Source organism: Streptomyces sp. NPDC053431, assembly GCF_044544925.1.
GTDB lineage: Bacteria > Actinomycetota > Actinomycetes > Streptomycetales > Streptomycetaceae > Streptomyces.
On sequence record NZ_JBITXX010000004.1, the window covers coordinates 42,297 to 69,113 of the forward strand.

24 protein-coding genes, 1 tRNA gene and 1 pseudogene are annotated in these 26,817 nt (G+C 74.6%); 11 read left to right on the forward strand and 15 right to left on the reverse strand.

The genetic code is table 11. The annotated features are described in order from the left end of the window. The first annotated feature begins 76 nt into the window (after positions 1-76). Positions 77-1,102 (forward strand): TolB family protein, encoded by a 1,026-nt coding sequence (locus ACIGXE_RS12860; protein ID WP_399746446.1) that lies wholly within the window; start codon positions 77-79, stop codon positions 1,100-1,102. A gap of 170 nt (positions 1,103-1,272) precedes the next feature. On the opposite strand, the gene ACIGXE_RS12865 is transcribed toward ACIGXE_RS12860, so the two are convergent. Beyond that, on the reverse strand, positions 1,273-1,713 hold the full coding sequence (locus ACIGXE_RS12865) for a MarR family winged helix-turn-helix transcriptional regulator (RefSeq protein WP_399746448.1): 441 nt from the start codon (positions 1,711-1,713) through the stop codon (positions 1,273-1,275). Positions 1,714-1,848: 135 nt separating this feature from the next. Here ACIGXE_RS12865 and ACIGXE_RS12870 point away from each other — a divergent pair, with 135 nt between their 5' ends. Further along, positions 1,849-3,339 carry an MFS transporter gene (locus tag ACIGXE_RS12870; protein WP_399746450.1) on the forward strand — a complete coding sequence of 497 codons (1,491 nt, stop codon included), beginning with the start codon at positions 1,849-1,851 and terminating at the stop codon, positions 3,337-3,339. 113 nt (positions 3,340-3,452) lie between these two features. On the opposite strand, the gene ACIGXE_RS12875 is transcribed toward ACIGXE_RS12870, so the two are convergent. Then, complete coding sequence (locus ACIGXE_RS12875; protein ID WP_399746452.1) at positions 3,453-4,850, reverse strand: APC family permease; 1,398 nt, start codon at positions 4,848-4,850, stop codon at positions 3,453-3,455. A gap of 501 nt (positions 4,851-5,351) precedes the next feature. On the opposite strand from ACIGXE_RS12875, the gene ACIGXE_RS12880 reads away from it, so the two are divergent. Together ACIGXE_RS12880 and ACIGXE_RS12885 are read left to right on the forward strand one after the other, a co-directional pair. After that, the gene (locus tag ACIGXE_RS12880) at positions 5,352-6,404 is read left to right on the forward strand and encodes an alpha/beta hydrolase (RefSeq protein ID WP_399746454.1); all 1,053 of its coding nucleotides are present in this window, start codon (positions 5,352-5,354) and stop codon (positions 6,402-6,404) included. A gap of 153 nt (positions 6,405-6,557) precedes the next feature. Then, the gene (locus tag ACIGXE_RS12885; protein ID WP_399746456.1) at positions 6,558-7,022 is read left to right on the forward strand and encodes a DUF5949 family protein; all 465 of its coding nucleotides are present in this window, start codon (positions 6,558-6,560) and stop codon (positions 7,020-7,022) included. 78 nt (positions 7,023-7,100) lie between these two features. Here ACIGXE_RS12885 and ACIGXE_RS12890 read toward each other — a convergent pair whose 3' ends face one another. Continuing rightward, positions 7,101-8,036, reverse strand: a complete 936-nt coding sequence (locus ACIGXE_RS12890) for a LysR family transcriptional regulator (RefSeq protein WP_399746458.1) — start codon at positions 8,034-8,036, stop codon at positions 7,101-7,103. A gap of 104 nt (positions 8,037-8,140) precedes the next feature. On the opposite strand from ACIGXE_RS12890, the gene ACIGXE_RS12895 reads away from it, so the two are divergent. Next, entirely contained in the window at positions 8,141-9,775 is a 1,635-nt protein-coding gene (locus ACIGXE_RS12895; protein ID WP_399746460.1) for an MFS transporter, read from the forward strand. Positions 9,776-9,917: 142 nt separating this feature from the next. Here the strand turns inward: ACIGXE_RS12895 and ACIGXE_RS12900 are convergent, their stop codons facing one another. Then, on the reverse strand, positions 9,918-11,339 hold the full coding sequence (locus tag ACIGXE_RS12900) for an amidase (protein ID WP_399746462.1): 1,422 nt from the start codon (positions 11,337-11,339) through the stop codon (positions 9,918-9,920). Between the two features lie 251 nt (positions 11,340-11,590). On the opposite strand from ACIGXE_RS12900, the gene ACIGXE_RS12905 reads away from it, so the two are divergent. Next, entirely contained in the window at positions 11,591-12,409 is an 819-nt protein-coding gene (locus ACIGXE_RS12905) for an SDR family NAD(P)-dependent oxidoreductase (RefSeq protein ID WP_399746464.1), read from the forward strand. A 46-nt stretch (positions 12,410-12,455) separates the two neighbouring features. On the opposite strand, the gene ACIGXE_RS12910 is transcribed toward ACIGXE_RS12905, so the two are convergent. The 5 genes from ACIGXE_RS12910 to ACIGXE_RS12930 all read right to left on the reverse strand — a co-directional run bounded on the left by ACIGXE_RS12910 (position 12,456) and on the right by ACIGXE_RS12930 (position 16,735). Continuing rightward, the gene (locus tag ACIGXE_RS12910) at positions 12,456-13,073 is read right to left on the reverse strand and encodes a DUF998 domain-containing protein (RefSeq protein ID WP_399746466.1); all 618 of its coding nucleotides are present in this window, start codon (positions 13,071-13,073) and stop codon (positions 12,456-12,458) included. A gap of 75 nt (positions 13,074-13,148) precedes the next feature. Continuing rightward, entirely contained in the window at positions 13,149-14,801 is a 1,653-nt protein-coding gene (locus ACIGXE_RS12915; protein ID WP_399746468.1) for a sigma-70 family RNA polymerase sigma factor, read from the reverse strand. Between the two features lie 428 nt (positions 14,802-15,229). Further along, positions 15,230-15,317 (reverse strand) — tRNA-Leu (locus ACIGXE_RS12920). A 120-nt stretch (positions 15,318-15,437) separates the two neighbouring features. Continuing rightward, positions 15,438-16,403: a glycoside hydrolase family 26 protein gene (locus tag ACIGXE_RS12925; protein ID WP_399746470.1), complete on the reverse strand. Its 966-nt coding sequence runs from the start codon at positions 16,401-16,403 to the stop codon at positions 15,438-15,440. Between the two features lie 2 nt (positions 16,404-16,405). Then, positions 16,406-16,735: a TfoX/Sxy family protein gene (locus tag ACIGXE_RS12930; RefSeq protein ID WP_399746472.1), complete on the reverse strand. Its 330-nt coding sequence runs from the start codon at positions 16,733-16,735 to the stop codon at positions 16,406-16,408. Positions 16,736-16,915: 180 nt separating this feature from the next. On the opposite strand from ACIGXE_RS12930, the gene ACIGXE_RS12935 reads away from it, so the two are divergent. Further along, positions 16,916-17,386: a hypothetical protein gene (locus ACIGXE_RS12935; protein WP_399746474.1), complete on the forward strand. Its 471-nt coding sequence runs from the start codon at positions 16,916-16,918 to the stop codon at positions 17,384-17,386. 7 nt (positions 17,387-17,393) lie between these two features. On the opposite strand, the gene ACIGXE_RS12940 is transcribed toward ACIGXE_RS12935, so the two are convergent. The 4 genes and pseudogenes from ACIGXE_RS12940 to ACIGXE_RS12955 all read right to left on the reverse strand — a co-directional run bounded on the left by ACIGXE_RS12940 (position 17,394) and on the right by ACIGXE_RS12955 (position 20,148). Then, positions 17,394-18,212 (reverse strand): arylamine N-acetyltransferase, encoded by an 819-nt coding sequence (locus ACIGXE_RS12940; protein WP_399746476.1) that lies wholly within the window; start codon positions 18,210-18,212, stop codon positions 17,394-17,396. Between the two features lie 183 nt (positions 18,213-18,395). Then, positions 18,396-18,833 (reverse strand): discoidin domain-containing protein, encoded by a 438-nt coding sequence (locus tag ACIGXE_RS12945; protein ID WP_399747119.1) that lies wholly within the window; start codon positions 18,831-18,833, stop codon positions 18,396-18,398. After that, positions 18,816-19,607: pseudogene (locus tag ACIGXE_RS12950) on the reverse strand (Tat pathway signal sequence domain protein); the annotation flags it as partial. The gene ACIGXE_RS12945 and the pseudogene ACIGXE_RS12950, both read right to left, overlap by 18 nt. Positions 19,608-19,746: 139 nt before the next feature. Beyond that, complete coding sequence (locus ACIGXE_RS12955) at positions 19,747-20,148, reverse strand: nuclear transport factor 2 family protein (protein WP_399746478.1); 402 nt, start codon at positions 20,146-20,148, stop codon at positions 19,747-19,749. A gap of 185 nt (positions 20,149-20,333) precedes the next feature. On the opposite strand from ACIGXE_RS12955, the gene ACIGXE_RS12960 reads away from it, so the two are divergent. The 3 genes from ACIGXE_RS12960 (at position 20,334) to ACIGXE_RS12970 (ending at position 22,614) form a co-directional block, all read left to right on the forward strand. Further along, on the forward strand, positions 20,334-21,065 hold the full coding sequence (locus tag ACIGXE_RS12960; RefSeq protein WP_399746480.1) for a hypothetical protein: 732 nt from the start codon (positions 20,334-20,336) through the stop codon (positions 21,063-21,065). A gap of 16 nt (positions 21,066-21,081) precedes the next feature. After that, the gene (locus tag ACIGXE_RS12965) at positions 21,082-21,891 is read left to right on the forward strand and encodes an NUDIX hydrolase (RefSeq protein WP_399746482.1); all 810 of its coding nucleotides are present in this window, start codon (positions 21,082-21,084) and stop codon (positions 21,889-21,891) included. 354 nt (positions 21,892-22,245) lie between these two features. After that, complete coding sequence (locus tag ACIGXE_RS12970; RefSeq protein ID WP_399746485.1) at positions 22,246-22,614, forward strand: BlaI/MecI/CopY family transcriptional regulator; 369 nt, start codon at positions 22,246-22,248, stop codon at positions 22,612-22,614. Between the two features lie 21 nt (positions 22,615-22,635). Here the strand turns inward: ACIGXE_RS12970 and ACIGXE_RS12975 are convergent, their stop codons facing one another. Then, on the reverse strand, positions 22,636-22,854 hold the full coding sequence (locus ACIGXE_RS12975) for a hypothetical protein (RefSeq protein ID WP_399746487.1): 219 nt from the start codon (positions 22,852-22,854) through the stop codon (positions 22,636-22,638). A 169-nt stretch (positions 22,855-23,023) separates the two neighbouring features. Continuing rightward, positions 23,024-25,570: a bifunctional serine/threonine protein kinase/MFS transporter gene (locus tag ACIGXE_RS12980; protein WP_399746489.1), complete on the reverse strand. Its 2,547-nt coding sequence runs from the start codon at positions 25,568-25,570 to the stop codon at positions 23,024-23,026. A gap of 167 nt (positions 25,571-25,737) precedes the next feature. Between ACIGXE_RS12980 and ACIGXE_RS12985 the strand changes: the two genes are divergently transcribed. After that, entirely contained in the window at positions 25,738-26,724 is a 987-nt protein-coding gene (locus ACIGXE_RS12985) for a serine/threonine dehydratase (protein WP_399746491.1), read from the forward strand. The last annotated feature ends 93 nt before the right edge of the window (positions 26,725-26,817 follow it).

The window sequence follows — 26,817 nt, forward strand, 5'->3', positions numbered from 1 at the left end:
CGCGGGCCGCCGCCCGGAGCCCCGGTTCCGGGCGGCGGTCCGTGGCCACCCCCCATGTCTCCGAGGGAAGGCCCGTATGACCCTGCGCACCAAAATGCTCGTCCTGCTCACGGCACTCGTCGTGCTCGGCGGGGTGGCCACCGTCTCGCTGCTGCACGCCGCGGACCGGGCCGCCGAGAAGGACCGCCCCCGGGCGGGCGGCCCCGCGGTCACGGCCGGCCGGGTGTCCCTCACGGCGGGCGCCGCCCGCCGGATCGTCTTCCGCAACATGGCCTGGGGCCCGCACCGCGACGAGCTGGTCACCGTCCCGGCCGCCGCCCCGACGGGTCCGCGCACCTCCTCCGGGGTCAGGTGCCTGCGCTTCCACGCGGCCGGCGGCACCGGGATCTGCCTGCGGGCGGAGCGGGGGGCCGTGGAGGACCGCTACCGGGCGGTGGTCCTCGACGCCGGCCTCCGGGAACGGGCGCGCTATCCGCTGCCGGGTGTCCCGACCCGGGCCAGGGTCTCGCCCTCGGGCCGGCTCGTGGCCTGGACCGTGTTCGTCGGCGGCGACTCGTACGCGGGCGCGAACTTCTCCACGCGCACGGCGGTCCTCGACACCCGGACGGGCCGGCTCACGAAGTCCCTGGAGGAGTTCCGGGTACGGAAGGACGGCCAGGACCACCGCGCCACGGACATCAACTTCTGGGGCGTCACCTTCTCCCGCGACGACCGGCACTTCTACGCCACGATGGCGACCGGCGGCCGGACCTACCTCGTACGGGGCGACCTCGCGGAACGCACCGTCACGACGTTCCACGGGAACGTCGAGTGCCCCTCGCTGTCCCCGGACGAGACCCGGATCGTCTACAAGAAGCGGGTGGCGGGCGCGCCCGCCGACGCGCCCTGGCGGCTGTACGCCCTGGACCTGGCGACCCTGCGGGAGACCCCGCTCGCCGAGACGCGCAGCGTCGACGACCAGGCGGTCTGGCTCGACGCCCGCACGGTCGCCTACGCGCTGCCGGGCGACTACGGCGCCGACCTCTACACCGTCCCGGCCGACGGCTCGGGCACGGCGGTCCGTCTTCTGGACGCGGGGCTCGCCCCGGCGTTCCTCGACTGACCGCCCGCCGGGCGGGGGAGCGCGGGCGCCGGCCGTCCGAGGCTTCAGCCGTCCCGGGGCTCCACCCTCTCCGGCTTCAACCTCCCGGATCCCCACCGCCCCGGCTTCAGCCGTCCAGGACCTCCAGCCTCTCCGGCTTCAGCCCTTCCGGGGCTCCACCACCCCCGGCTTCAGCCGGTCTTCTCCATGCCGGGGCGCAGGCGCTCCAGGAGGGCGTAGAGCGTGCCGCTCTCGGCCGGGCTGAGGGTGTCGAGGGCGCCGTGGGTGGTCTGCATCTCCTCGCGGAGGCGCCGGACGGTCTCGCGGCCCTCGTCCGTCACGACGACGTTCTTCACGCGGCGGTCCGCGGGGTCGGGCTCGCGACGCACGAGCCCGCGGATCTCCAGCCGGTCGACGATCCCGGTGACGTTGGACGCGTCGCACACCAGGAGCGTGGCGAGGGCGCGCATGGGCAGGGGGCCGTCGAGCTGGGCCAGGAGCTTGGCCTGGGTGGGGGTGAGCCCGTGGCGCGTCGCGGCGGCCGCGAAGTCGCGCCACTGGGCCGTGCCGATCGCGGCGAGCAGCTCCAGGAGCTGCGGCTTGGTCGGGGTCTCCGGGGTGGTCGCGCTCATGCCTGGAGCGTACTCAAGGTGCTTCACATTATCAATTATTTACTTGACCGCCTTAAGTATCCCCGCGTACCTTCGGCGAAGTACTTGATGAAGTCAAACATCTAGGCCCTGAAGCACCGAGAAGGTCCGCCCCTGATGAGCAACACCACTCCGCCCTCCACCGGGCAGCGCCGCGAGACGGTCATCGTCTTCGCGCTCAGCCTGGCCGCCATGGTCGTGTCGATGATGCAGACCCTGCCGGTCCCGATCCTCGGCCTCATCCGCGCCGACCTCGGCACGTCCACCGCGAACGTCAGCTGGGTGACCACCGCCACGCTGCTGTCCGCCGCCGTCTTCACGCCGCTGCTCGGCCGCTTCGGCGACCAGCACGGCAAGAAGCCCACGCTCGTGGCCGTGCTGGGTGTGATGGTGGCCGGATCGGTCGTCGCGGCCCTCGCGACCTCGCTCCCGCTGCTCATCCTCGGCCGCGTCCTCCAGGGCGCCGCCACCGCGATCTTCCCGCTCGCCCTCTCCGTGCTGCGCGAAGAGGTCCGCCCGGAGAAGCTCCCCGGTGCCATGTCGCTGGTCAGCGGCACCCTCGCCTTCGGCAGCGGCCTCGCGCTTGTCGCCACCGGCCTGCTCACCTCCGGCTCGGACGCCGACTACCGCTCCGCCTTCTGGATGGCGACCGGCTTCGCCGCCCTCGCGCTCCTGGCCGTGGTCTTCCTCGTCCCGGCGACCCGCCACAAGACCGGCGGGCGCACCGACTTCCTGGGCGCCCTGACCCTCGGCATCACCCTGCTGCTGCTCCTGCTGCCCATCTCCCAGGGCCACGAGTGGGGCTGGTCCTCCGCCCGCACGCTCGGCAGCTTCGCCGGCGCCGCCGTGATGACCGTCGTCTGGGTCTTCACCGAGCTCAAGGTCCGCGAGCCGCTCGTCGACATGCGCATGTTCGTCCACCGGCCGGTCCTGATGGCCAACCTGGCCGGCGTGCTCGTCGGCTTCGGGATGTTCGCCAACTTCCTCGGCGTCTCGTACCTGGTCCAGATGCCCGAGGCGCTCACCGGCTACGGCTTCGACGCGTCCATCCTGCGCGCCTCCGTGGAGTTCCTGCTGCCCGGCGCCATCGTCTCGCTGCTCGCCTCCCCCGTCGGCGGCCAGCTCGTCCGCCATCGCGGCCCGCGTACGGCGCTGGCACTCGCGGCCGCCCTGGGTGCCGTGGGCTTCGGCTGGCTGGCCCTGGACCACGGGCACACCGCATCCGTGATCGGCGCCGGCGTCGTCGTCGGCGCGGCCGTCAGCTTCGGCTACGCGGCCATGCCGGCCGTGATCATGTCGAGCGTGCCGCACCACCAGAGCGGCATCGCCAACGGCATCAACTCCATCTCCCGCTCCACCGGCAGCGCGATCGGCAGCGCCGTCGTCACGACGATCCTCGCCTCGAAGACCATCGAGCACCTGCCCGCCGGCGTCCCGGCGCTGCCCGCCGAGTCCGGCTTCACCCTCACGTTCGGGGTGGGCGCCGTGGCCTTCGCGCTCGTCGCGGTCATCGCGCGCTTCGGCCTGCGCGCCCGTCCGTCGGCCCCCGCCGCGGCGGCGCCCGCGACCGCGCCCGCCGTCGCGAAGACCGCCGAGCCGGCGGCCTGACGAGGACTCGGGAACACGGCGAGGGCCGGGGCGGTGAAAACCGCCCCGGCCCTCGCGTTACACGTCTCGCATCACGCGTTACACGTCTCGCGTCACGCGTCGGAAAGATCCGGTCAGACCAGCTCGTCCTCGGGGATGCTCACCAGCCAGCGCGTGGCCTGGCGCGGGCGGAGGTACAGCGCCCAGTAGAGCGTGGCCACCGCCGTGATGCCGCCGGTCCACAGCAGGTACTCGGTGTCCTGCATGTAGAGGACGTACGCGAGGACGGCGATGAGCAGCACCGGGACGGCCGGCCACAGCGGCATCCGCCACGCCCCGACCTCGCGGTGCGCGCCCCGGCGGCTGAACAGCGCCGCCACCGCGACCAGCAGGTACATGCCGGTGACGGAGACGCCGGTGACGCCGTAGAGGGTGTCGAGGTTGACGAAGCACAGGGCCGCGCCGGGCACGCCCACGACCAGGGTGGCCACCCAGGGGGAGCCGAAGCGGCCCAGGCGGGACAGCGCGTTGTTGACCGGCTCGGGCCAGGCCTTGTCGCGGGCGGAGGCGAAGAGCACCCGGGAGTTCTGGATGACCATGACGATGCCGGCGTTGATGATGGCCAGCGCGACGCAGAGGCTGATGAAGGTGCCGACGGCGGAGTTGGACCAGGCCGCGATCATGCCGCTGATGTCGCCGCCGGTCAGGGTCTCCAGGTCGCCCGCGCCGAGGGTGATGGCGACGACGGGGACCAGGATGACGGCCGTGGAGATGGCCAGGGTGGCGAGCACGGTGCGGGCCACGTTCCGGCGCGGGTTCTCCAGCTCCTCGGAGAGGTAGACGGCCGTCGAGAAGCCCTGCGTGACGAAGAGGGCGATGGCGAGGCCGGAGACGACCAGGGCGCCGGTCACGAGCGAGTGGGTGCCGCCCTCGGCCGCGACCTCTCCGTGTACCAGGGCGCCGACGCCGCGCTCCGAGTGGGCGAAGCCCAGGACCGCGACGATGCCCGCCGCGACGACCTCGAGGACGAGGAAGATGCCGGTGATCCAGGCGTTGGCCCGAAGGTCGAGCAGGCCCGCGAGAGTGGCGAGGAGCATGACGCCCGCGCCCGCGATCGGGGCCGGGATGTGCACCAGGGGCGCGAGGTAGTCGGCGGTGCCCATGGCGATCACCGGTGGCACGATCATCACGACGAGCAGGGACAGCACGAACACCAGCCAGCCGGCCAGGCGGCCCGAGAGGGTCGAGACGATGGCGTACTCGCCGCCCGCGCTGGGGATCAGGGTGCCCAGCTCGGAGTAGCAGAACGCCACGCCGATACAGAGGAGCGAGCCGATGGCGATGGTGAGGGCGGTGAAGGTGCCGACCGATCCGAACAGGTCCGGTACGACCACGAAGAGGGTCGAGGCGGGCGTCACGCACGACAGCGTGAGCAGTGTGCCGCCCACGACACCGATGGAGCGCTTGAGCTTCTGCGGCACGGGGCCGGTCTGAGGGGCCAGCGCGTGCGGTGCGCTGAGGGTGTCGGTCATCAGGCGGTTCCGATCGGTGCGAGCGGTGTGTGCGAGCGGGAGCGGTATCGCCTCCGTGGCGGCTGTTGATCAGGTGGTTCCGGTGCTCCCGGCCCTGAATGGAAGCCCGGAGAGAACCGCAGGTCAATGCCCTGCCAACTGCGGAATCCGTCGTTCCGGCACGCCGTGGAGGGGCGCTGGGGCGTCAAGAACGCGTCAAGACGGCGGAAACGCTCCGTACGGGAACCGCAGGCGGCCCGGGAGGACTTTTCCCGCGCTTTACCCGGCGCGCCGCTCGGGTCCTCGTGCCATCCACCGTTCGAGACGGGCCGCGGGCGGGAGGAGCACGGGCGCGGTCCCGCAAGGGGGCTCCGGTTCGCGCCACAGCCGGAGCTTCGCCCGCCGCTCGCGACCCGATCCGCACGCCCCGCCCGAATCGTCCCGCCCGCCCCTGTCGCCATCCCTCGCGACCCGGTCACATAATGCGCGGGGAGTCCCCACGCACACGGCTCAGGAGGCGCGATGACGATTCCGTTCCAGGTACGGGTCCAGGCGGCGGTCGTACGGGGGGTCTACGCGCTGCCCGGGCCGCTGCGGCGACTGATCGCGGGCGCGCCCGTGCGGCGGGACGGCCAGGAGCTCGCCCTCGACGCCCAGCTGCTGCTGCGCCTGCAGCGGCTGTCCGGCGACCCGCTGGTCAGTCCGCGCGGGGTCGCGCACTCCCGGGCGGTTCTGGACCTGGGGCGGCACCTGGTGAGCGGCCCGCCGATCGAGCCGGTGACCGCGCGGGAGATCGACATCCCCATGGAGTACGGCGGCCTGCCGGCGACCCTGTACACACCGGCCGGACTCGACGGGCCGTCAGGGCTGCTCGTGTTCTTCCACGGCGGGGGCTGGGTGGTGGGCAGCCGGGCCAGTCACGACAACACGGCCCGCTTCCTCGCCCAGCGGGCGGGCGTGCGCGTGCTGTCCGTGGAGTACCGGCTGGCTCCGGAACACATCTTCCCCGCCGCCGTCGACGACGCCCTCGCCGCCTTCGACTTCGCCCACGCCAAGGCCACGGACCTCGGCGTCGACCCGGCGCGGATCGCCGTCGGCGGGGACAGCGCGGGCGGCAACCTCGCCGCCGTCACGGCCCAGCTGGCCACCCGGCGCGGCGGGCCGGCCCCCGCCTTCCAGCTGCTGTTCTACCCCGCGACCGACGCCTCCCGGCACCGGCGGTCCCGGAAGCTCTTCGCCGACGGCTTCTTCCTCACCAGCGCGCACATGGACTGGTTCTCCGGCCACTACGCGCCCGAGGGGGTGGACCGTACGGACCCCCGGCTCTCGCCGCTGCTCGCCGACGACCTCTCCGGCCTGCCGCCCGCCTACGTCGCCACCGCGGGCTTCGACCCGCTCCGCGACGAGGGCGAGGCCTACGCGCGACGCCTGTCCGAGGCCGGGGTGACGGTCGCGCTCAGCCGCCAGGCCGACCTGGTCCACGGCTACGTGAACTTCCTGGGCATCGGCCGCCGCTTCCGTGAGGCCACCGCCGAGGCCGCGGGCGCCCTGCGCCTGGCCCTGAGCGCGCACTGACCCTCCCGGCGTCCGCCCCGCCACCGGTCGCAGGGGCGGACCGCCCACTCGTGCCGCTGACGAGGGGGGCCTGAGCCGGGCGGGGCCCGGAGGGAGCGCGGCTCTTCGCCGGATCGCGCTCGAACAGCCGAACGATCCCCGTAGGCTCAGGCCATGAGCGACCACGCACCCCCCACCGTGTTGGGCAGAATCGTCACCGCCGGCTGGATCGGCAGGCACCCGGGCGACGGGGGCGACTTCCCCATGCTGATGGCGTACGCCCCCGGCGACGGAACCCTGGGCGAAGCCGCCACCCGGGCGGCCATGCGCGATCTCCTGGCCGTGTGGGGCATGCGCCCCGGCGGGTTGATCGAGAACCCCCGGATCAACGGCACTCCGCTGGTGGCCGCGGTGGACGGGATCGACGTCCGCGTCACCGGTTTCCCCGGCCTGGAGATATCGCGGCCCACCTCCGCCACGTGGACCGAGGTCGCCCGGCAGCGCGGTCGGATCCTGCTCGTGGTGACGGCCAGGACATGGCCCGAGGGACCGGAGGCCGGCCCGGAGGAGACCTTCGCGTTCGTCCAGGACGACCGGACCCTGGCCGCCGCCGCCACCCTGCTCCTTCCCCTGGCCTGAGCGGCCCGGCGGAACGACCGCCGACCGCGCGGCCGTGAGACCGACCGGCGCGGCCCGAGCGGCACCGGGCCGCCCCGGTCAGACGGAAGCGTGACCGGTCGCATCCCCGGCCGCCCCGCGGGCCGCTTGCCGGATCGTGTCGCGCAGCCAGCGCTGGGCGGGGTCGGCGTCCAGGCGGGCGTGCCAGAAGAGACGGACGTCGAGTTCCGGAAGCGGGGCGGCGACCGGGAACCAGCGCAGCTTCAGGGACCGGGCGTGCTGCTCGGCGAGGCGGCGCGGCACCAGGCCGACGTACGGGGTCGAGGCCACCAGGAGGAGGGCGACGGCGAAGGTCGGCACCACCGCGGCGACCTGGCGGCCGAGGCCCTCGGCGTCGAGGGCCTCGTCCAGCGGGCCGCGCGCGTGCCCCCGTCGGGAGGCCGAGACGTGCGGGTGCGCGCACAGTTCGGCGAGGGTCGGGGCGCGGCGACGGCCGAGCGGGCTGTCGGCGCGGACGACGCCGACCATCCGGTCGCGGTAGAGCGGGGCCGTACGGATGTCGGGGGCCGTCACGTCGCCGACGCCGACGTCCAGGTCGACGGAGCCGTCGCGCAGGTCCTCGGCGCTCTCGGTGCCCTCGGCGACGAAGCGCACCACCACGCCCGGGGCGGCGGACGCCGTGGCCTCGACGGCGGCGGGCGCGAGGGTCGCGGCCACCCCGTCGTTGATGCGGACCGTGAAGGTGCGCTGGAGGTCGCCGATCGCGAACGCGCGGTCCGCGCTGATCAGCGCGGACGCCTCGTCGAGCAGCGACCGCACCCGGGGCGCGGCCCGCAGCGCGAACGGCGTCGGGGCCATGCCGCGGCCGGCCCGTACCAGGATCGGGTCGTTCATCGCCCGGCGGAGCCGGCCCAGCGCCCGGCTGGTCGCCGGGATCGACAGGTGCAGACGCTCGGACGCCGCCGTGACGCTGTGCTCCCGCATCAGCGCGTCGAACACGCGCAGCAGGTTCAGATCGAGCTGCTCGGACCCCATGGACGTCCTCCCCCGTCGCCGCACCCCTCGGTTGCACTGTACGCAAGTACCCCTTGCCGAAGTTGCGTGGCGTGGATACCCGGCCGGTTCCTAACGTCCCTGTCATGCCACTGAATCTGACGTCCCTTCGGCGGGCGGCCTCGGCGCGGCCGCGATCCACCGCCCCCGCGGCCTCCCCCGCCGCCTCCTCCTCCGCAGCCTCCTCCCCGGCAGCCTCCTCCCCGGCGTCCTCCTCCCCCGCTGCCTCCCCCGCCGTTCCGGCGGCTGCCCCGCCCGTCGTGCCGCGTGGGCTGCTCTCCGTCCTGTGCTCCTGTGTCGTCCTCGCCGTCGGCATGGTGGCGGCCGTCAATCTGGCCGTGCCGCTGCTCGCCGCGAGCGAGCTGCGGCCGTCCTCCTCGGCCCTGATCTGGATCGTCGACACCTACGTGATCTTCTTCGCCTGTCTCGTGATCCCCGGCGGGGCGGCCGGCGACCGGCTCGGGCGCAAGGGCGTCCTGCTCGCGGGACTGCTGGTGTTCGCGGCGGGCGCGCTGCTGTCGGCGGTGGCGCCGAACACCGGCCTGCTGCTGGCGGGGCGTGCGGTCACGGGCGTGGGCGCCGCCGCCGTGCTGCCCAACACGCTGGCCGTGCTGCTGCACGCCGTACCCGCCGAGCGCAAGGGCGTCACCATCGCGACCTGGGCGTCGATGACCGGCTTCGGCGGGGTCGTCGGCAACGTGGGCGGCGGAGCGCTGCTCGCCGGCGGGTCGTGGCGGTGGCTGTTCGCCGCTGCCGTGCCCGTGGCCGGTGTCCTCGCCGTGCTGGTGGGGCGGGTGGCCCCGGTCTCACCCCGCGGCGACCGCCGGCTCGACCTGCCCGGCACGGTGCTGCTCGTCGGCGCCTCCGTGGCCCTGCTGCTCGGCATCCTCCAGGGCCCCGAGTCCGGCTGGGGCAGCACGGTCGTCGTCGCCGGGTTCGTCTGCTCCGCCGTGCTGTTCGCCGGGTGGACCCTGGTCGAGCTGAGGAGCCGCCAACCGCTGCTGGATCCCCGGCTGTTCCGTTCCCCCGCCCTGCGCAGCGCCTGTCTGGGCATGACGGCGGTCTTCTTCGGCATGTTCGCGCTGTTCTACGTCAACGCCTCGTTCCTGCAGTACGCCAAGGGCTTCGGCGTCCTCGCGACCGGTCTCGGGATCGTCCCGCTGATCCTTCCCCTCATCCTGGGCGCGCGGCACGTCGGACGCCTCTCCGCGCGCCTGGGCCTCGGACTCGACGCCACGCTCGCGGCCGCCTTCGGGTGCGTCGGCTGCGGACTGCTCGGGCTGTCCGCCTGCGACGGCGCGACGCCGTACGCCGGGTACGCCGCGTGGCTCATGGTCACCGGGCTCGGTCTGACGCTCGCGCTGCCCACCCTCTCCGGTGCCATCGCCGTCGCGCTGCCCCCGCACCAGGCGGGGGTCGCGGCCGGACTGCAGGCCACCACGCGGGAGTTCGGCAGCGCTCTCGGCGTGGCCGTCATCGGCACGGTGCTCACCGCGCGGTTCGTCGCCGCCCTGCCGCCGGACGTGCGGGCGGGCCACGATCCGCACACGGTGGCACAGGCCCTCGCCGTCACCTCGCCCGCCCGCGCCCCCGAGGTCGTCGCGGCGTTCGTGGACGCGGCGGGAACGGCCCTGCGGGTGATCGGCGGGTCCGTCCTCGCGCTGGGCGCGCTCGTCGTCCTGGAGTCGCTGCTCGTCCGCCGCCGTCCCGCCCGCTCGTGACGAGGACGACGGCGGTCACCCGCCCAAGAGCCGCCGGGGCCCGCCCGAGGCCGCCGTCGCCCCGCCCCGAAACCGCCGTCAGCCCACCCGGCAGTCGCCGTGGCCCCGCCCCGGAGCCGCCGTCACCGGCCCGAACGCGCCGTCACACGTCCTGGATCCGCCGGAACGGGTTCTCCGCCTCCAGCTCGAACGCGACCTCCAGCAGCGTCCGTTCGTGGCCGGGCCGGGCGGAGAACATGACGCCGATGGGCAGTCCCTCCTCCGTCGCGCCCGCCGCCGGCAGCGACAGCGAGGGCGTGCCGACCACGTTGTTGATCGGGGTGAACGCGACGTACGCGAGGATCCGCTCGACCAGCGTCGGATACGGCACGTTCGGGCTGAGCCGGCCCAGCTCCGGCGTGGTGTGGGCGAGCACGGGGGACAGGATGAGGTCGAGTCCGCGGAAGCCCGCCGCGTACGCCTCCGTCGTGCGCCTCAGCCGCCGCACCACGCCCGGGGTACGCCGCCAGTTCTCCAGGTAGCTCTCGCGCAGCCCCCGGCTCAGGCCGTCCATGCGGCGCCGGTCGAAGTCGGCGCCGAGCGTGCGGCCCGTGGTGCCGAGGAGGAACGACAGCATCCCCCAGTAGGTGAGGAAGTCGTCGGTGAAGCGGGGGTCGATGGCCAGTTCAACCGGCCGCACGGTGTGGCCGAGCCCCTCCAGCGTCTTCGCGGTCTCGGTGACGGCCGCGCGGGTGGCGGCGTCGGAGCGGACGCCGTTCGGCGAGTCCAGCAGGAGTCCGATCCGCAGCCGCCGCCCGGAGGGGCCCTCGACCAGGCCGAGGGGTGGCAGCTTCGGGTTGCGCCAGTGGGTCTCGGCGGCGGCGAGGAAGGCCGCGGTGTCCCGGACGGAGCGGCTCACGACGCCGTCGGAGACGATGTCGAGCGGGAGTTGGCGGCTCTGCGCGTTGCGGACGACCCGGCCGCGGGTCGGCTTGAGGCCGACGAGTCCGCAGCAGGCGGCGGGGATCCGGATGGAGCCGCCGCCGTCGTTGGCGTGTGCGATCGGCACCGCGCCGGCGGCGACGAGCGCCGCGCTGCCGCCGGACGAACCGCCCGCCGAGTAGCCGGTGTTCCACGGGTTGCGCACCGGCTCGGCGTCCTCGTACTCCGTGGTCGGGCTGAAGCCGAACTCGGGCAGCCGGGTCTTGCCGAGCACCGTGACCCCGCTGCTCAGGAACTGCCGGGCGAAGGGAGCGTGCCGGCGCGCGGCCCTCGGCGTGAAGGCGGCGCTGCCGTGGCCGGTGGGCAGTCCGCGGTAGTCGGTGTTGTCCTTGACGAAGGTGGGCACCCCGGCGAGGGCGCCGGCCGCCGGCCCCTCCTCGTACGGCGCCGGCGCGTCGAGGCGCACCTGCACCGCGTGGAGCCGGTCCTCGACCGCCCGCACCCGCTCGGCCGCGTCCCGGGCGACCTCGGCGGCGCCGACCTCACGGCGCCGGATCGCCGCGGCGATCCCCACGGCGTCGCGCTCTCCCAGCGCGTCGTCCCGGAAGGCGTGCACCCTCGTCCGTTCCTCGGAAGTCGTCACCGCTGCCTCAGCCCCCGCCGCCGTGTGGATGGTGGATCCCCATCATTGCCTACCGTCGAGTAACACGCGAGGGGTTCGCACGCTTCCTATGATCACCGGGGATCACCGGAGATCACCAGAGGCCGACCGGGCGATCCACGAACACGATCCACGACCACGATCGACGACCACGGTCGACGGCGATCGACGACCACGACCGGCCACCGAAGAGCGGTTCTTCGGACCGGCGACCCAGGGGAGGCTCGACCAGCATGGCGGAGCAGTGCGTGTATCTCGTAACCGGCGGCGGGACCGGCATCGGCGCGGCGACCGCCCGCCTGCTGACGGCGGCGGGCCACCGGGTGGTGGTGTCCGGGCGCCGGCCCGAACCCCTGCACCTGGTCGCCGCGGAGACCGGCGCGCTGGCCGTCCCCTCGGACATCGGTGACCCCGAGGCCGTACGCGCCCTGGTCGACGCGACGCTCGACGCGTACGGGCGGCTCGACGGCCTCGTCCTCAACGCCGGGATCGGCCGCGGCGGCGGTGTGGGCGAGGTGACGCCGGAGGACTGGGACGCGGTCATGCGCACCAACCTCACCGGGCCGTTCCATCTGCTGCGCGCCGCGCTGCCGCATCTGCTCGACGCCCGTGGGGCGGTGGTCGCGGTCGCCTCGGTCTCCGCGCTGCGCAACGGTGTCGGCAGCGCCGCCTACTCCACCTCCAAGGCGGCGCTGCTCCAGCTGTGCGGCTCGCTCGCCGTCGACTACGGCAGCGCCGGGCTGCGCGCCAACACCGTGTGCCCGAGCTGGGTGCGCACCGACATGGCGGACCGGCGGATGAACCGCTTCGCCGAGGAGGCGGGCCTCGGGGACGGCGGGGTCGAGGCGGCGTACGACGAGGTCACCCGGGTGCTGCCGGCCGGGCGGCCCGGCGAGCCGCGCGAGGTGGCCGAGGCGATCGCCTGGCTCCTCTCCCCTGCGGCCTCCTTCGTCAACGGGGCGGTCCTCACGATCGACGGCGGCGCCACCGCCCTGGACCCCGGCACCCTGGGCTTCCGGTTCCACCTGGAGCCCCGCGCCCCGCAGGGCTGACGGACCGGCCCGCAGGGCCGCCCGGCACGACGTGCCCGTCCTGGTCCTACGGCGCCCGGCGCGGCTCGTCCGCGCCGCCGCGCTGGTGCCACAGGCAGGAGACGACCACGACCAGGGGCCACAGCGACTGCATGCTCGTCACAAGGCGTTCGGCGACGCCCGCGGCGCCGCGGCCGTCGGCCTCGGCGACGAACCAGAGGGCCGCGACGCCCATGGACAGCGTCGCCGCGAGGGCGGGGACGCGCCGTAGCGCCCAGGGGGCCGGCCGGCGGACGCCGCGTCCCGTGGCCAGCACCGGCCACAGGGCGAGCAGGGCGAAGCCCGTGGCGGCGATGGAGCCGTGCCGCAGCGAGCCCCCGCTGGTCGGCGTGGGGAAGAACGCCACGACCAGAGCGGTCAGCCCGCCGGCCGCCAGGGCCACCCGGCCCGCGGGAGCGGCGGCGCGCAGCCCCCAGGCGGTGCCCAGGTGGCAGACGCCCAGGGCGACCAGCGCGCCGGACATCACCCAGAACCCGGCGGCGCCGTAGGCCGCCAGGACGCTGATCGTCTGCCGGACCGCGTCGTAGGACGGCCCCTGGAGCGCGGCCGCGGTCGTCCAGCCGCCGACCAGCACCACGGGGGCGCAGCCCGACGGCACGAGGGCCCACATCGGAACGGGTCGCATCGGATCACCGTAGGCGGACGATCGCCGGACGGCGAAGCAGCACGCCGCGCGGCGCCCGCACGGCGCCGGGGCGGCTCACCGGGCGCCGAAGACCTGCGTCCAGTAGGGGCCGCCGGCCGTGTGGATGCCGATGCCGATCTCGCGGAAGTCGCAGTTGAGGATGTTCGCCCGGTGGCCGGGGCTGTTCATCCAGGACTCCATCACTTCGGCCGGGGTGCGCTGGCCCTTCGCGATGTTCTCGCCGTACGTCGACCAGCGGTAGCCGGCGGCGGTGACGCGCTCGCCGGGCCCGTCGCCGTCGGGGTTGGTGTGGTCGAAGAAGTCGCGGGCGGCCATGTCGTCGGAGTGGCCCTGCGCGGCCCGGGTCAGCAGCGAGTTCTCGGTCAGCGGTCCGCAGCCGGCGCGTGCCCGTTCGGAGTTGACGAGGTCGATCACCTCACGGGAGTCGGAGGTGTCGCCCGAACCGCCGCCGTCGGTGGGCTCGGGGCGGGGCGCCGGCGCCGTGGTGCGTGGCGGGACCGGCTTCGCGGTGGTCCGGGTGGGCGTCGGCCGGGCCGTGCGGCTCGGCTTGGCCGAGCGGCTCGCGGTGGGGGTCGGCGACGCGGAGGGCGAGGTCGTCGTGGTCTGCGGCCGCGTGCCGAAGGTCGTGGTGCCGGGGGCCGCCGCCTGTGTCACGTCGACGGCGTCCGGATCGCCGTCCCCGGGGCCGCCGAGCAGCTGGAAGGCCCCGCCGGCGACGGCCACCACCGCGAGGCCCGCGGCGGCGACGGCACGGCGCCGGCCGCGCTTGCGCTGCCGCTCCCTGCGGCGGGCGCCCCGGGTGCCCGGTGCCGCGGCCGGTGCGCCGCCCGGTGTGGCGGCGTGCCGGGCCCGCGCGGAGCCGGGCCGGGGCCCGCTCGCGCGGGGCGCGGTCGCGGCGGCGAGCCCTTGCGCCGGTCCGGCGCTCTCGAGGACGCGGGTGAGCAGCAGCGCCGCCGGCGGGACGAGGAGCAGCCCGACGAGCAGCCCTTCGGCGGGCACGAGGCCGTGCCACAGGCCGGCGCAGTGCGGGCAGGTCCGGGCGTGCCGGGCTATGCGCTTGCGCCACAGTGCGGAGGGCCGGCCGTCCCAGGTGCCGAGCCCGGACCCCAGCGTGGGGCACAGCGGTCGGGCGGACAGGGCCCGTACGACCACGCGGGAGGTCTCCAGGCGTTCCTTCATGCGCTGCACCCGGACCGCGGTGTGCTCCGGTGTCAGTTCGAGGGCGGCCGCGACCTCGTGCCGGGTCAGCTCGCCGGCGCACTCCAGCCACCACAGGGACAGCAGGGCGGCGTCCTCGGGCTCCATCCAGCGGGTGGCCTCGGCGGTCTCGCGGCGCTGGCCGGACAGCTGCAGCCGAGCGACGGTGAGGTCGACGAAGTCGGCTCCGGGCTGGGCGAGGTCGCGGGCGTCCTCGAGCCCGCCGGGGGCGTGGCCGGCCCGCCCGCGGTGCCAGTGGGCACGGAGGGTGTTCATGGCGATGGCGACGAGCCAGGACCGGAAGCTGTCGGGGGAGCGCAGGCCGCCGAGCCCGTCGAGCGCCCGCAGCATGGTCTCCTGGACGACGTCGTCCACGTCGTGGTGCCCGTTCATCGCGCGGCCCACGATGTTGTAGACGAGCGGCAGCCAGGCGGCGGCGAGCCGGCCCTGCGCCTCCGTGTCGCCCTGCTGCGCGGCCCTGACCAGCTCGGTGCCGTTCGGTGGTGCCATCCCCTGCGTCATGCCGTTCGTCCTGCCTGTTGCCGATGCCCAACACCTGGGAGATCGAGGGGCGCGCGCACGATAACGGAAATCACCGAAGAAACTTTCGAGAACGGCGGCGCAGGATCGGCCCGTGCGCGCTGAACCGGTCCCCTTCGCCCCCGGGTACGCCGCCGTCGTGGCGTCCTGGCCCGCCTCCGCGACCGAGCTGCTCCACCGGTGCGGGAGCCGCGGGCTCCCCGCCGAGGAGGAGGACGAGGCCGAGCTCGCGCGCATCATCGTCGTTCCCGAGGCCCGGCGCAAGGGTCGGCCGTCTGCTCGTACGGGAGCTGCCGGGCCGGGCGGTGGCCGCCCGCGCAGCCCGTGCCGGCGCGGGTGCGCAACGCGCGAAGTGGTGGCCGGGACTGCTCCCGACCACCACTTCGCTGGTGAACCTGTGGTGTCCGAGGGGGGACTTGAACCCCCACGCCCGATAAAGGGCACTAGCACCTCAAGCTAGCGCGTCTGCCATTCCGCCACCCGGACAAGGTGTGTCGTCCTCCGCGGGGCTGCCCGCGGCGACGGGGATCAATCTACCAGGGATTCGAGCTGATGTTCACCACGTTTCCCGTGGTCAGCGGCGTGCGGGCGGGTGAGGGCGGGCCGTCAGCGGCCGCGGTAGACCTGGGCGCTGCGGCTGTGCTCCGCACAGAGCCACACCCCGTGCGGGCAGTAGTCCGACAGGGACTGGTAGAGCGGGCGGTGGACGCGGATCCAGTCGAGCATGCCCCGCATGAACGTGGGGTTGTCGCCGTTCCGGTAGAGCCCCCACTCCGGGTACGAGACGGGCTTGCGGTGTCGCTTCGCGAACTCGATCTGGGCGAGCAGCCCGTACGGCTCCTCGACCATCCGGCGGAAGGTCATGCCGCTGGGATGGTCGTAGCTGTCCATGCCGATGACGTCGACGTACGCGTCCCCCGGGTAGCACTCCGTCCAGGGCACGGCGTCCCGGCCGCGGTTGGGCGCGAAGTCGAACCGGAAGCGCTGGCCCTTGACCGCGCGCATGGTGCGCACGATGCGCTGCCAGTAGGCGCGCCACCGGTCCGGGGCCGGATGGCAGCGGTGGGTGAACGTGACGCCGTTCATCTCCCAGCCCAGCACCAGCACGCTGTCGGCCAGGCCCACGTCGACGAGCCGTCGGGCCAGGACGTCGAAGTGGGCGTCGAAGCGCCCGTTCGCGCCGTCCTCCAGGAGCGCGGCGACCTCGTCGTCGGGCAGGTGGGCCTCGTTGCGGTCGAGCATGGGCACGTTGACGACGACGAGCCGGTCGGCGCGGGCCTGCCGCCAGATCCCCCACGGTCGCAGGAACGGCGGCGGCCCCTCGATGCTCTCCCAGTCGTCGCCCGGGAGGTAGGTGCGTCCCGCGGTCAGCCGTCCGCGCCCCCACCACTTCTCGAAGGCCGGCACCCGGGCGATGCCCTCCGCGCCCGAGCCGACGAAGACGCCGTTCGCCGTGCCCGGCCGCGGACCGGCCTTCGCGTCCTCGGGGACGCGCGGGCACGCGAGCAGCTGGGCGACGGTGAGCAGCGCCAGCAGTACGCCGATCGCACCGGCCCGGCCGCCAGGCGTCACGGCTACTTGGGCGGCAGGCCCGCCGCGAAGGCCCGGCCCTGATCGATCCATCCGGCGAGCGCGGCGTCCTCGGCCACGGCGCCCGCGTCCACCACCACCCACCCCCGCATCGGGCGTCCGGTCATGTCGAACACCCGCGCGCCCGGCCGGGCCAGCGCGTCCTCGGTGGCCTCCGGCCCGACCCGGACCATCAGGTCGTCCCCGGTCACACCCACGGCCATGTTCCCGCCGCACAGGAACGCGATCCCGCCGAACATGCGCTTCTCCGTGATCGCCGGATCCCCGGCCAGATGCCCGCGGACCCGTTCCGCGAGCCCCTCGTCGAATGCCATGGGACGTCCTCGTGGTCAACGCCCTGACGGGGATGGCCCGGGCGGCGTGTGATGCTCCCGAGTCTGGCCAACACCGCCCGAAGCCGCCACTCAAGGCGCCCGGCCGCGCGTACGGCGCGACGTGGAGCCGCCCACGTCAGGCCGCGGCCGGCCCCGCCGCCCGTTTGCCATACTGCTGCGATGCCCTCGACGCCCCGCACCGCGCAGCAGCCCGGCCCCACCGCCCCGTCCGGTGCGCCCTTCGTGCGCTTCCAGGGAACGGTGCGCGGTCCGCGAGGGCATTTCCCGGGGATCTTCGCGCTGGCCAACGCCCTGGCCCGGGAGGGGCGGCTCAGCGAGGAGCAGTACCGGTTCTGGCGGGCCGCGAACGACTGGTACGACGCCGCGTACCCCGACCCGTCCGCCACCGACCCCACCGTCTACGACGAGGCCCGCAACCCCGGTGCCGTCGCCTGGTTCAAGGCCACGGCCACGCATCTCCTCGACCGGGTCCCCGGCTATCTGGACCTGCTCGCCGCGCACGGCGTGCCGTGCGCGCGGATCGAGTCGGGCGACCCGGGGCGGATCGTCTACGAGGACGACGTACAGGTCGTGGCGGTGCCGTGGGAACCGGCCACGGCACCGGCCCCGGACGCCGGCGGCTCACGCTGACGTTCCGTCACTCGGGCAGCCGGGTGCCTTCGGGGAGCCGGATGCCGAACTCCTCCCGCAGGACCTTCAGGACCTCGTCGCCGTCCGCGAGCTCCCGCTCGATCCGGGAGCCGTCGGGGGCGGTCTGCGTGAAGCGGCGCCCGGTAAGGGACAGATGGGTGCCGGGCGTGGTGCGCTGGACGTAGACGACGCGGGCGAAGGGCGACCGCGGGTTGGTGGCGATGTGCCAGTTGACGACCTCGTAGTCCGGCGCCTGGAAGGGCTCCACCGTGAAGGAGTACTGGTCCTCCCACTCGCCCTCCGCCACCAGGTACGTCTGGAGCTTCCACAGCTCCAGCGGCCCCTCGTGCGGTGCGTGCACGAGCCGGTGGCGGCGCGGGGCGTCGTGGAGTTCGACGTCGGCGGCGAGCGGGATCGGTTCCAGGAGCGCGCCGATGCTGCCGAAGCCGACGTCGGACACGTACGGCACGGGCTCGCCCGGCACCTCGGTCAGCATGAGCATGTGGGTGCGCGGCCGGATCTCGTCCGGCTTGGCCCCGACGAGCACGCGGGCGGTCAGCAGCGTGACCCGGAAGCCGATGGCGGTGAGGGCCGCCGCGAGCAGGGTGTTGTGCTCGTAGCAGTAGCCTCCGCGCTCGCCGTGGACGAGCTTGGCCTCCAGGTCGGGCAGGGCGAGCGAGGGCGCGCTGCCCAGGACGGGGTCGAGGTTCTCGAAGGGGATGCCTTCCATGTGCGCGCGGTGGACGGACCGCAGCACGTCGAGGGTGGGGCGCGTCTGCCCGGGCAGGCCGATACGGGCGAGATAGGAGTGGAGGTCGATGCTCATGCGCCCACCGTACGTACCAGCTCCCGGCTCCCGCCTCGGCCTGACGCCCGATCCGGAGGCGGACGGGGCGTACGACTTCGGTCCCGGCCGCCCGCGGGGGGCGGCCGGGACGGGTGCGCGACGACAACGCGGCGATCGTGCACGCCGGGCGTCGCGAGCCGGGCGGGACCTCAGGGACACTCCCTAGGACACGGGGACCCCGTAGACCTTGAACTCCCAGAGCGAGTAGCCGTACGGCGTGGCCCGCTCGGTGCCGAGGACGCGGACGTAGCGGGCGGTGCCGGAGACGGTCAGGTCGTCGGTGGCGCCGTCGCCGGTCGTGGTGGCGTAGAGGTCGGTCCAGGTGGTGCCGTCCAGGGAGCCCTGGACGCGGTAGGCGCGGGCGTGGGCGGCCTCCCAGTCGAGCCGGACGCGGGAGAGGGCGGCGGGGGCGCCGAGGTCGACGCGGAGCCACTGCGGGTCGACGCCCTCGGCGGAGGCCCAGCGGGTGGTCCCGGCCCCGTCGACGGCCTTGCCCGGTTCGAGGCCGGCGGCCTCCGTGGACGAGGCGGTGGCCGGGCGCCCCAGGGAGAGCAGGGTGCCGGGGGCGGGGGCGCTGTCGGTGAGCTGGTAGGCCCGCAGGTTCTTGACGAGCAGGTAGGTGTCGCGAAGGGACCCGGACGTGTCGCCGAGCGAGCGGTAGATGCCCCACTTGGGGCGTACGCGGTCGGCGAGGAAGGTGTCGACGCCGGTCCTGGTGGCGTCGACGACGGTGGTGCCGCCGCTCTTGACGACCCAGCGCACCGAACCGGCCGTGCCGTCGCCGATCTTCATCTCGTACTCGATGTCGATCCACTTGTTCTGCAGCGGCTCCAGGTCGGTCCGGCCGACCAGGACGTCACCGTCGAAGATCTTGTGCTCCATGGTCTGCACACCGTTGACCCGGCGCAGCGAGGTGACCGTGATCGGCGAGGTTCCGGTGCCCGGCTGCTTGGTCTGCATGATGTGGGTGAAGGTCGTGGTCGCCATGAGGGAGCTGGGGATGTACATCGAGTACGTCACGCGCCAGGTCTCACCGGGCCGCCATTCCAGGTAGCTCGACGCCGAGGTGCGGTTTCCGGTGACCTCGTGGCGCTGCCGGTCGGTGGAGGTGTCGCGGTCCACCATGTGCATGTCAAATCGATAGGCGTCTCCGGCGACCTTGATGTGCGGCGCGCCCGCGGGGTGGGAGCCGGCCCGGTCGTCCTCGATCGTCTCGAACGCGCCGAGGCCGTCCCGGGCGACGTCCGGCGACCACCGGAGCGTCCAGGCGGCGGCCGCGCGGGCCGTGGACGAGGGAGAGAGCAGAGCGAGCAGGCTGAGGGCGAGTGCCGCCAGGGCCGCGAACGCGACCGGGATCACACGTCGGCGTGTCATGTGCCGCCTCCGGACGGGGAGTTGGGGGGCCGATGTCGATGGTGCGCGCCATACTGCCCGTCCGGAGGTCGTTAGTAAAGGTTCCTGACAGTTCTGCGCGCTCGCAGGTGAGCCAGGGCGCCGGGACTTCCCGCGGTCTTCACGCCTTGGCGGCCTCCCCGGCCTCCCGGGCGATCCGGTCGAACTGGGCACCCATGGCGGCGGCGAGGGCCTGGGCCGCGGAGAGCGGGCGGACCATGACGGTGAAGTCGTCGATCCTGCCCTCCTCGTCGAAGTGGAGGAAGTCGCAGCCCTGGATCTGCCGCCCGTCGACGGTCGCGGTGAAGACGAGGGCATGGTCGCGGCCGTCCGGGTCCGCGATCTCGCGGACGTACGTGAAGTCCTCGAAGACGCGCATCACGCCCCGGAGGATCGCCGCGGTGACGGCCTTGCCGGGGTACGGCTTGAAGGCGACCGGGCTGGTGAAGACGACGTTCTCGGCGAGCAGCGCCTCGACGGCGGCCTCGTCGCGGGCCTCGACGGCCTGACGGAACGGGTGCATGATCCATCCTCGTAATACTCAATTAATTGAATAGGTGGGGGGAGACTAAGGCGGAGGGAGGGTGATGTCCAGGGATGCCGCGCGGGACCACACCCGGCGTGGGATTTCTCGTGTGCCCGGCGACGAGCGGGCGGCTCGGGCACGTAGGCTCACGGCGGCGCGGCACTTGCGACAAGGAGGACTCCATGAACGCCACCGAGGAAGGCCGGCAGCGGCTGGACGAGGCCGACGTCCTCAACGCGAAGAGGACCCTCGTCCAACTCCTCGCCCGGGCGGGGGTCTACTCGGGCGACGCCGAGGAGCTCATCGGGCTCGTCGAGGCCGGGGCCCTCGCCCTGGCCCACGAGGAGCTGGACGCCCTCGCGCGCGACGCGCCCGGCGGGAAGGGCGAGCCCTACACGTCCGGCTGGCTCGAGGGCGCGGGCACGGTCACCGACGAGCTGGGCGCCCTCGCCGAACGGACCCTGAGCCAGGCGGTCGGCCCCGCCCCCTCGGCCGCCGAGACGGAGCCGCGCCCGCCGGTCGGCCGGATGGAACTGGAGCGGGCCAAGGTGGTGGTCCTGCCGCTCTACCTGACCTTCACCACCGCCTCCGACCTCGACCCGGAGGTCTCCGAACAGGTCCTCACAGCCGTCCTCGGCACGATGAGCGCCCGTCAGCGGGCCGGGTACGCGGGCCGGCTCACGCAGTTCGCCACGGTCCACCGCGAGCGGGTGGAGCGGATGTACGCGGAGTACGGCCCCGGCAGCCCCATCGCCATCCACGGGCGCTACTCCCTGCTCCACTCCCCCACCAGCATCGCCGTCCTGGAACGCCTCACCACGACCCCGGACCCGCTCCGCGAGGAGTGGGACGCGGCCGAACTCCCGCCCGCCTGGCTGGAGGGCCTGACGACGGCGTGGGAGACGGCGGCGTGACGGGCGGACCCACGCCATGACCCGAGGCGACGCAGACCCCGCCGTACCGGCCGTGGAGTTCGTGGACACGGACCGGATCACCTTCGTCGAGCACCCGTTCCCGCCCCTCACCGCCGAGGAGGGCCGCGCCGTCGACCGCCTGTGGGCGGAGACCACGGCCGGCAACCCGGCGACCTTCGACGGCCCCCTCGTGGCGAGCCTGGGCCTCGACCGGCCGGCCCCCGGCCAGGCACTGGTGCGGTGGGCCAGGACGACGTACCGGCACCGGGCACTGCGCTGGCTCCGCCCGGCCGCGAAGGTCCCGGGCTCGGTCTTCGTGACGGTGCTGCTGCCCACCGAGGACGGCCTGGCCGTGGGCCGCGGCTCCCGCACCACCGCGGCACCCGGCCGCTGGACCCTGCCGGGCGGCGCGGCGGAACCCCCGCCGGACGGACGCCCGCTGGACCTGGCGGCGCTCCGCGCGCACGCGGCCCGGGAGCTCGCCGAGGAACTGGGCGTCCACACGCCCGAGTCGGAGCTGACCCTGCGGGCGCTGACCCGGGGCGCCCGCTTCGGCAGCCTCGGCTTCCACTTCCTGGCTCCGCCCGTACCGGCCGCGCTGGTACGCCGTCACCACGCCCGCGTCGCCGCCGCGGAGACCGCGCACGGCACCGGTCCGGAACTCGACACGCTCGCCTTCCTGCCCGCGCCGGACCGATCGACTCCCACGCGTCGCGCGGACCGGTCGGGGCCGGCGCTCGGCGGGGGTCCGTCGGCGCCGGTCCTCGCCCGATGCGCCGACTACCTGCCCCAGTTGCTCGACCGCCATTACGCCCCCGAGGGCTGAGGCGGGGGTGGCGCCCGACCGCGAGGCCGGGCGCCTCGACGGCACCGGCGGTCAGGGCAGGACCGGGCGTACGCCGCGGGACGACGGGGCGGGGGAAGTGACCCGTCGTACCGAACCCTCCGGAGCCGCCCGGTCCGTGCCGTTCGAACGCGGTGCCGCGGGGCGCGCGTCGCGGGAACCATCCTGGCCGGGCGCCCCGGCGGCCCACCAGGGCCCCGGGCCTGCGTGAACACGCGATGGCGCGATCACGCCAGGCCTCCCGGCCCGGCCGCGCCTCTACGATGAACCCGGCGAGGAGTCAGCGTCACGACGAGCCCGGCGAGGAGCCGGCGCCGACGGAGAGGACACGCGCGGATGCGTCGGCTGGGGGATCTCGAAGCGGAGATCATGGACCGCTTCTGGAGGTGGAACCGCCCCGCGACCGTGCGCGAGATCGTCGACGACATCAACCGGCACCGGGACGTGGCCTACACCACCGTCACGACCGTGACGACGATCCTCTTCCACAAGGGCCACCTCACCCGCGCCCGAGAGGGCCGTGTCTGGGTGTACGGGGCGGCCGGCACCCGCGAGGCCTACGCCGCCGCCCTGATGGAGGACGGCCTGTCCGCCAGCGAGGACCGCCCGACCGCCCTCGCCCACTTCGTCCGCGGCCTCGGCGGACCCGAACGCGCCGCCCTCCGCACGGCGTTGCGCGCGACCGACCGTCGTCCGAGGGGCTGAGCCCGGGAGATCGACGGCCTCTCAGCGCTCCGGGCGCAGGCCGCCCTGGGGCAGGCCGAGTTCGCGCTCGGCGACGCGGACGGTGAGGCCGTCGAGGACCGGATGGATCGACGGGGCGTCGTCCTCGGCGTCGGCGTAGGAGTCCAGGCCGTCGATCGTCACGAGGATGACCACACAGGCGGCCAGGGGGTCGTCGGCGGCGAAGTCGCCGGTGCGGACGCCGCTTCCGCTCCCGGCCACGCCGACTCCCTGGTGCGGGAGCTGGTGACGTGGGCGGGCGAGCCGCCCGTGACCTGTGTGCCCGACCCGGCCGCGCCGCCGGGTCGCCGATGGGCGAGTCTCGCCACGGTGGTCCTCGACCCGGCCGCACGCACCGCGCGGGTGCTCGACGGCACGCCCGCCGAGCGGCTCACCCGACCCTGGACTCCGCTCCGGGCGTGACCCGTGGCGCCGTGACGGCGAGGCCGCCGACGAGCGCCGCGAGCAGGGCGGCCCCGGCGCCCCACCAGAGGCTGGCGGCGTACGCGTCGAACAGGCGGTTCAGCCCGCCGCCCCCTGACGTCCCGACGCCCGTACCGGAGGTCATGACGGTGGCGAAGACGGCCGCCCCGATCGCCCCGCCCAGCTGCCCGACCACGGCGACGGCCGCCGCGGAACCGCCGGTCCCGACGGACGGCTGCTCCGCCGGGGCCCCGGTGGCGAGGTCGTACAGCGGCGGGAAGGCGAGGCCGCTGCCGCTGCCGATGAGCAGCAGCGCGGGCAGCACGAGAAGGTAGCCGGCGTGCAGGGGGGCGAGGGCGAGGACGACGAGCCCGGCGCCCGTCAGGGCCGCGCCCGTCACCACCAGGATCCGGGGCGCGGTGGGCGAGCTCAGGCGGGCGGCGATCAGCGTCGCCGCCAGCAGGGCGGCGACGGCCAGCGGCAGGGCGCTCAGGCCGACCATGACGGGGGCCTGGCCGAGTACGTACCGGAGGCGGAACGCGACCGCCGCGTACAGGCCGAACGTGCCGACGCCCAGCAGGCCGAGGACGACGAGCGAGCCGGCCCGGCGCGGGTCCCTGAGGGTGTGCACGGGGAGCAGCGGGCTCGCCGCCCTGCTCTGCGACCAGAGGAAGCCGACGGTCAGCAGGAGCCCGGCCGCGCAGGGCACCAGGGTGGCGGGGGCGGTCCAGCTCTGCTCGCCGATCCGGCCGAGTCCGTAGACGAGGGCACCGAGGCCGAGCGAGCTCAGCACCACCCCGGCCGGATCGAAGCGCGTGCCGCTCGGCGTGGCGGGTTCGGAGACCAGGGTCAGGGTGCCGATCAGAACGACGACGGCGAAGGGGACGGCGGCGTAGAACGCCACCCGCCAGCTGAGCAGCTCGGTCAGCGTGCCGCCGGCGAGCATCCCGAGGGCCGCGCCGCCGCCGACGACGCCCGTGAAGAGGCCGAAGGCCGTGCGGCGCTCCCTGGGGTCGGTGAAGCTTCGGGCGACCAGCGAGAGCGCGGCGGGCGTGATCAGCGCGGCGCAGACGCCCTGGAGGAACGAGGCGGTGATCAGGACCCCCGGTACGGGCGCCGCACCGGCCAGCACGGCGGCCACGATGCCCACCGCCACGCCGACGACCAGGGTCCGCCTGCGGCCGACGAGGTCGGAGAGGTGCCCGCCGAACAGGGTCAGGGCGGCGAACGCGAGGGCGTGGGCCAGGTACGTCCAGTTCATCTGGTCGAGACCCAGGCCGAGATCGGCCTGGACGGCCGGCAGGACGTGGTTGAGCACGGAGCCCTGCATCAGCACGAGCAGCTGGGCCAGGACCGCCACCCCGAGTCCCCACCACCGCCGGGGGTTCGGGGCCGCGGAGTCGTGGACGGCGTGGGCCGGGGCGGTGGCCCCGGCCCATACGGCGCCGGCCACCGCGGCCTGCCCGACCGGCGGACCGAAGCCCTGCCCCGGGGCGCCGTGGGCGGGCGCCGTGGGGGCGTGTCCGGGCGGCGGAGGCACCTGCTGTGCCTGCTGCCACGCGAGCGCGATCCGGGGGTCGGCCTGTGCCGGCACGGCGGGCGGCGCGTCCTGCACCGGCGGCGCGAAGTCCAGCAACCGGGCCGCGTGGCGTCCGAGTTGGGCGAGCACGGAGCCGGGGAGCCATTCCGCGCGGTCGTCCGGCACCGTGGCCTGGGCGATCTCCCGCGGCGCGGGCCGCCGGGCCGGGTCCTTCTCCAGGCAGGCCCGGACGAGGCCGACGAGCGAGTCCGGTACGCCGGTGAGGTCCGCCTCCTCCTCGGCGACGCGGAAGAGGTGGGCGTTGAGGCCGGTGTCGGTGGCGCCGAAGAGCATGCGCCCGGTCGCCGCGTAGACGAGCACGGCGCCGAGGCAGAACACGTCGCTGGCCGGGGTGAGTTCGAGGCCGCGGACCTGTTCGGGCGACATGAAGCCGGGCGAGCCGATCAGCATTCCGGTGTGGGTGTGCAGGCTGTCGCCGGTGAGGCTGTCCATGGCGCGGGCGATGCCGAAGTCGATGACGCGCGGCCCGTCGACGGTGACCAGGACGTTGGACGGCTTGAGGTCCCGGTGGATCAGCCCGGCCTCGTGGACCGCCTGCAGGGCGAGGGCGAGGCGGTTGGCCAGCGCGCGCACGGAGTGCTCGGGCAGCGGGCCGAAGTCCTCGGCCACGACGGAGTGCAGGTCCGGCCCGGGGATGTACTGGGTCGCCACCCACGGCACGGCCGCCTCGGGGTCGGCGTCGAGCACGTCCGCCGTCCAGCTGCCGCCGACCCGCCGCGCGGCGGCGACCTCACGGGCGAACCGTCTGCGGAACTCGGCGTTTCCGGCGTACTCGGCCTGGACGACCTTCACGGCGACGGTGCGTCCCCCCTCGGAACGCCCGAGGTAGACCAGCCCCATCCCGCCCGCCCCCAGGCGGGCGATGAGCCGGTACGGGCCGATGCGGGCGGGGTCTTCGGCGGTCAACTGATCCACGAGGAAGGAACATAGCCCAACAGCCGCAAGACCGTGAGGTCATGGGCCGAATCCCCGCGGCACCACGGGGCCGGGACACCAGGTGGTCGGGGACGGTGGGGAGCGTCGGCGGCGGCCCGGTGCGATGATCGACGGGGACGGGTCGGCGGGACATCGGGAGCGGCAGCGTGCGGAACCTCACCTATGACGACGTGAAGAGCGCGGCCCGGCGGGTGGCCGGGCAGGTCCGACCGGTCACCGTCGCTCCGGCGGGCACCGGCGGGACGGTGACCGGCGACGCCGCGGGAACCGGCGGGGCGGACGGCTACGAGCTGTTCTTCGCCCTGGAGTTCCTGCAGCACACGGGCACCTTCAAGGCGCGTGGCGCGCGGAACTTCCTCCAGGCGCACCGGGAGGCCGGGACCCTGCCGGCGGCCGGGGTGACGATCGCCTCCGGGGGCAACGCGGGGCTCGCGTGCGCGTGGGCGGCGCGGCGGCAGGGGGTGCCGGCCACCGTCTTCCTGCCCGAGTCGGCGCCGAAGGTGAAGGTGGAGCGGCTCCTCGGTTACGGCGCGGACGTGCGCCTCGCGGGCAGGGAGTACGCCGAGGCCCTGGCCGCCTGCGAGGAGTTCGCGGCGGAGAGCGGGGCGCTGGCCTCGCACGCGTACGACCACCCGCTCGTCGCCGCCGGGGCCGGCACCCTCATGGAGGAGATCCACGAGCGCCTCCCCTGCCTCGACACGGTGGTCGTCTCGGTGGGCGGGGGCGGTCTGTTCGCCGGCGTCGCCACGGCGGCGCGGCAGCACGGCGTCCGTACGGTCGCCGTCGAGCCGGAGCACTGCCGGGCGCTCGACGCCGCGCTGGAGGCCGGGCGCCCGGTCGACGTGACCGTCGACTCGGTCGCCGCGGACGCGCTGGGCGCCCGCCGGGTCTCCGCCGCCGCGCTGCACGCCGCCCGCCAGGAGGGAGTCCGCTCCGTGCTCGTCCCGGACGCCGAGATCGTACGGGCCCGCCGGGCGCTGTGGGACGAGCACAGGCTGGTCGTCGAGCACGCCGCCGCGACCGCCCTCGCGGCCCTGACCGCCACCACCCCGGTGTACCGGCCCGCGCCCGGCGAGAAGGTCTGCGTGGTCCTGTGCGGCGCCAACACCGACCCCACGGACCTGATCCGCTGACCGGCACCGGCCGGCTCGGCGGACGCGCGCTCCGCCCGGCGGCTCCACGTCCTCCTCATCGACCCGTCGGGCGCGCGCTCAGCCGGTCGGCTC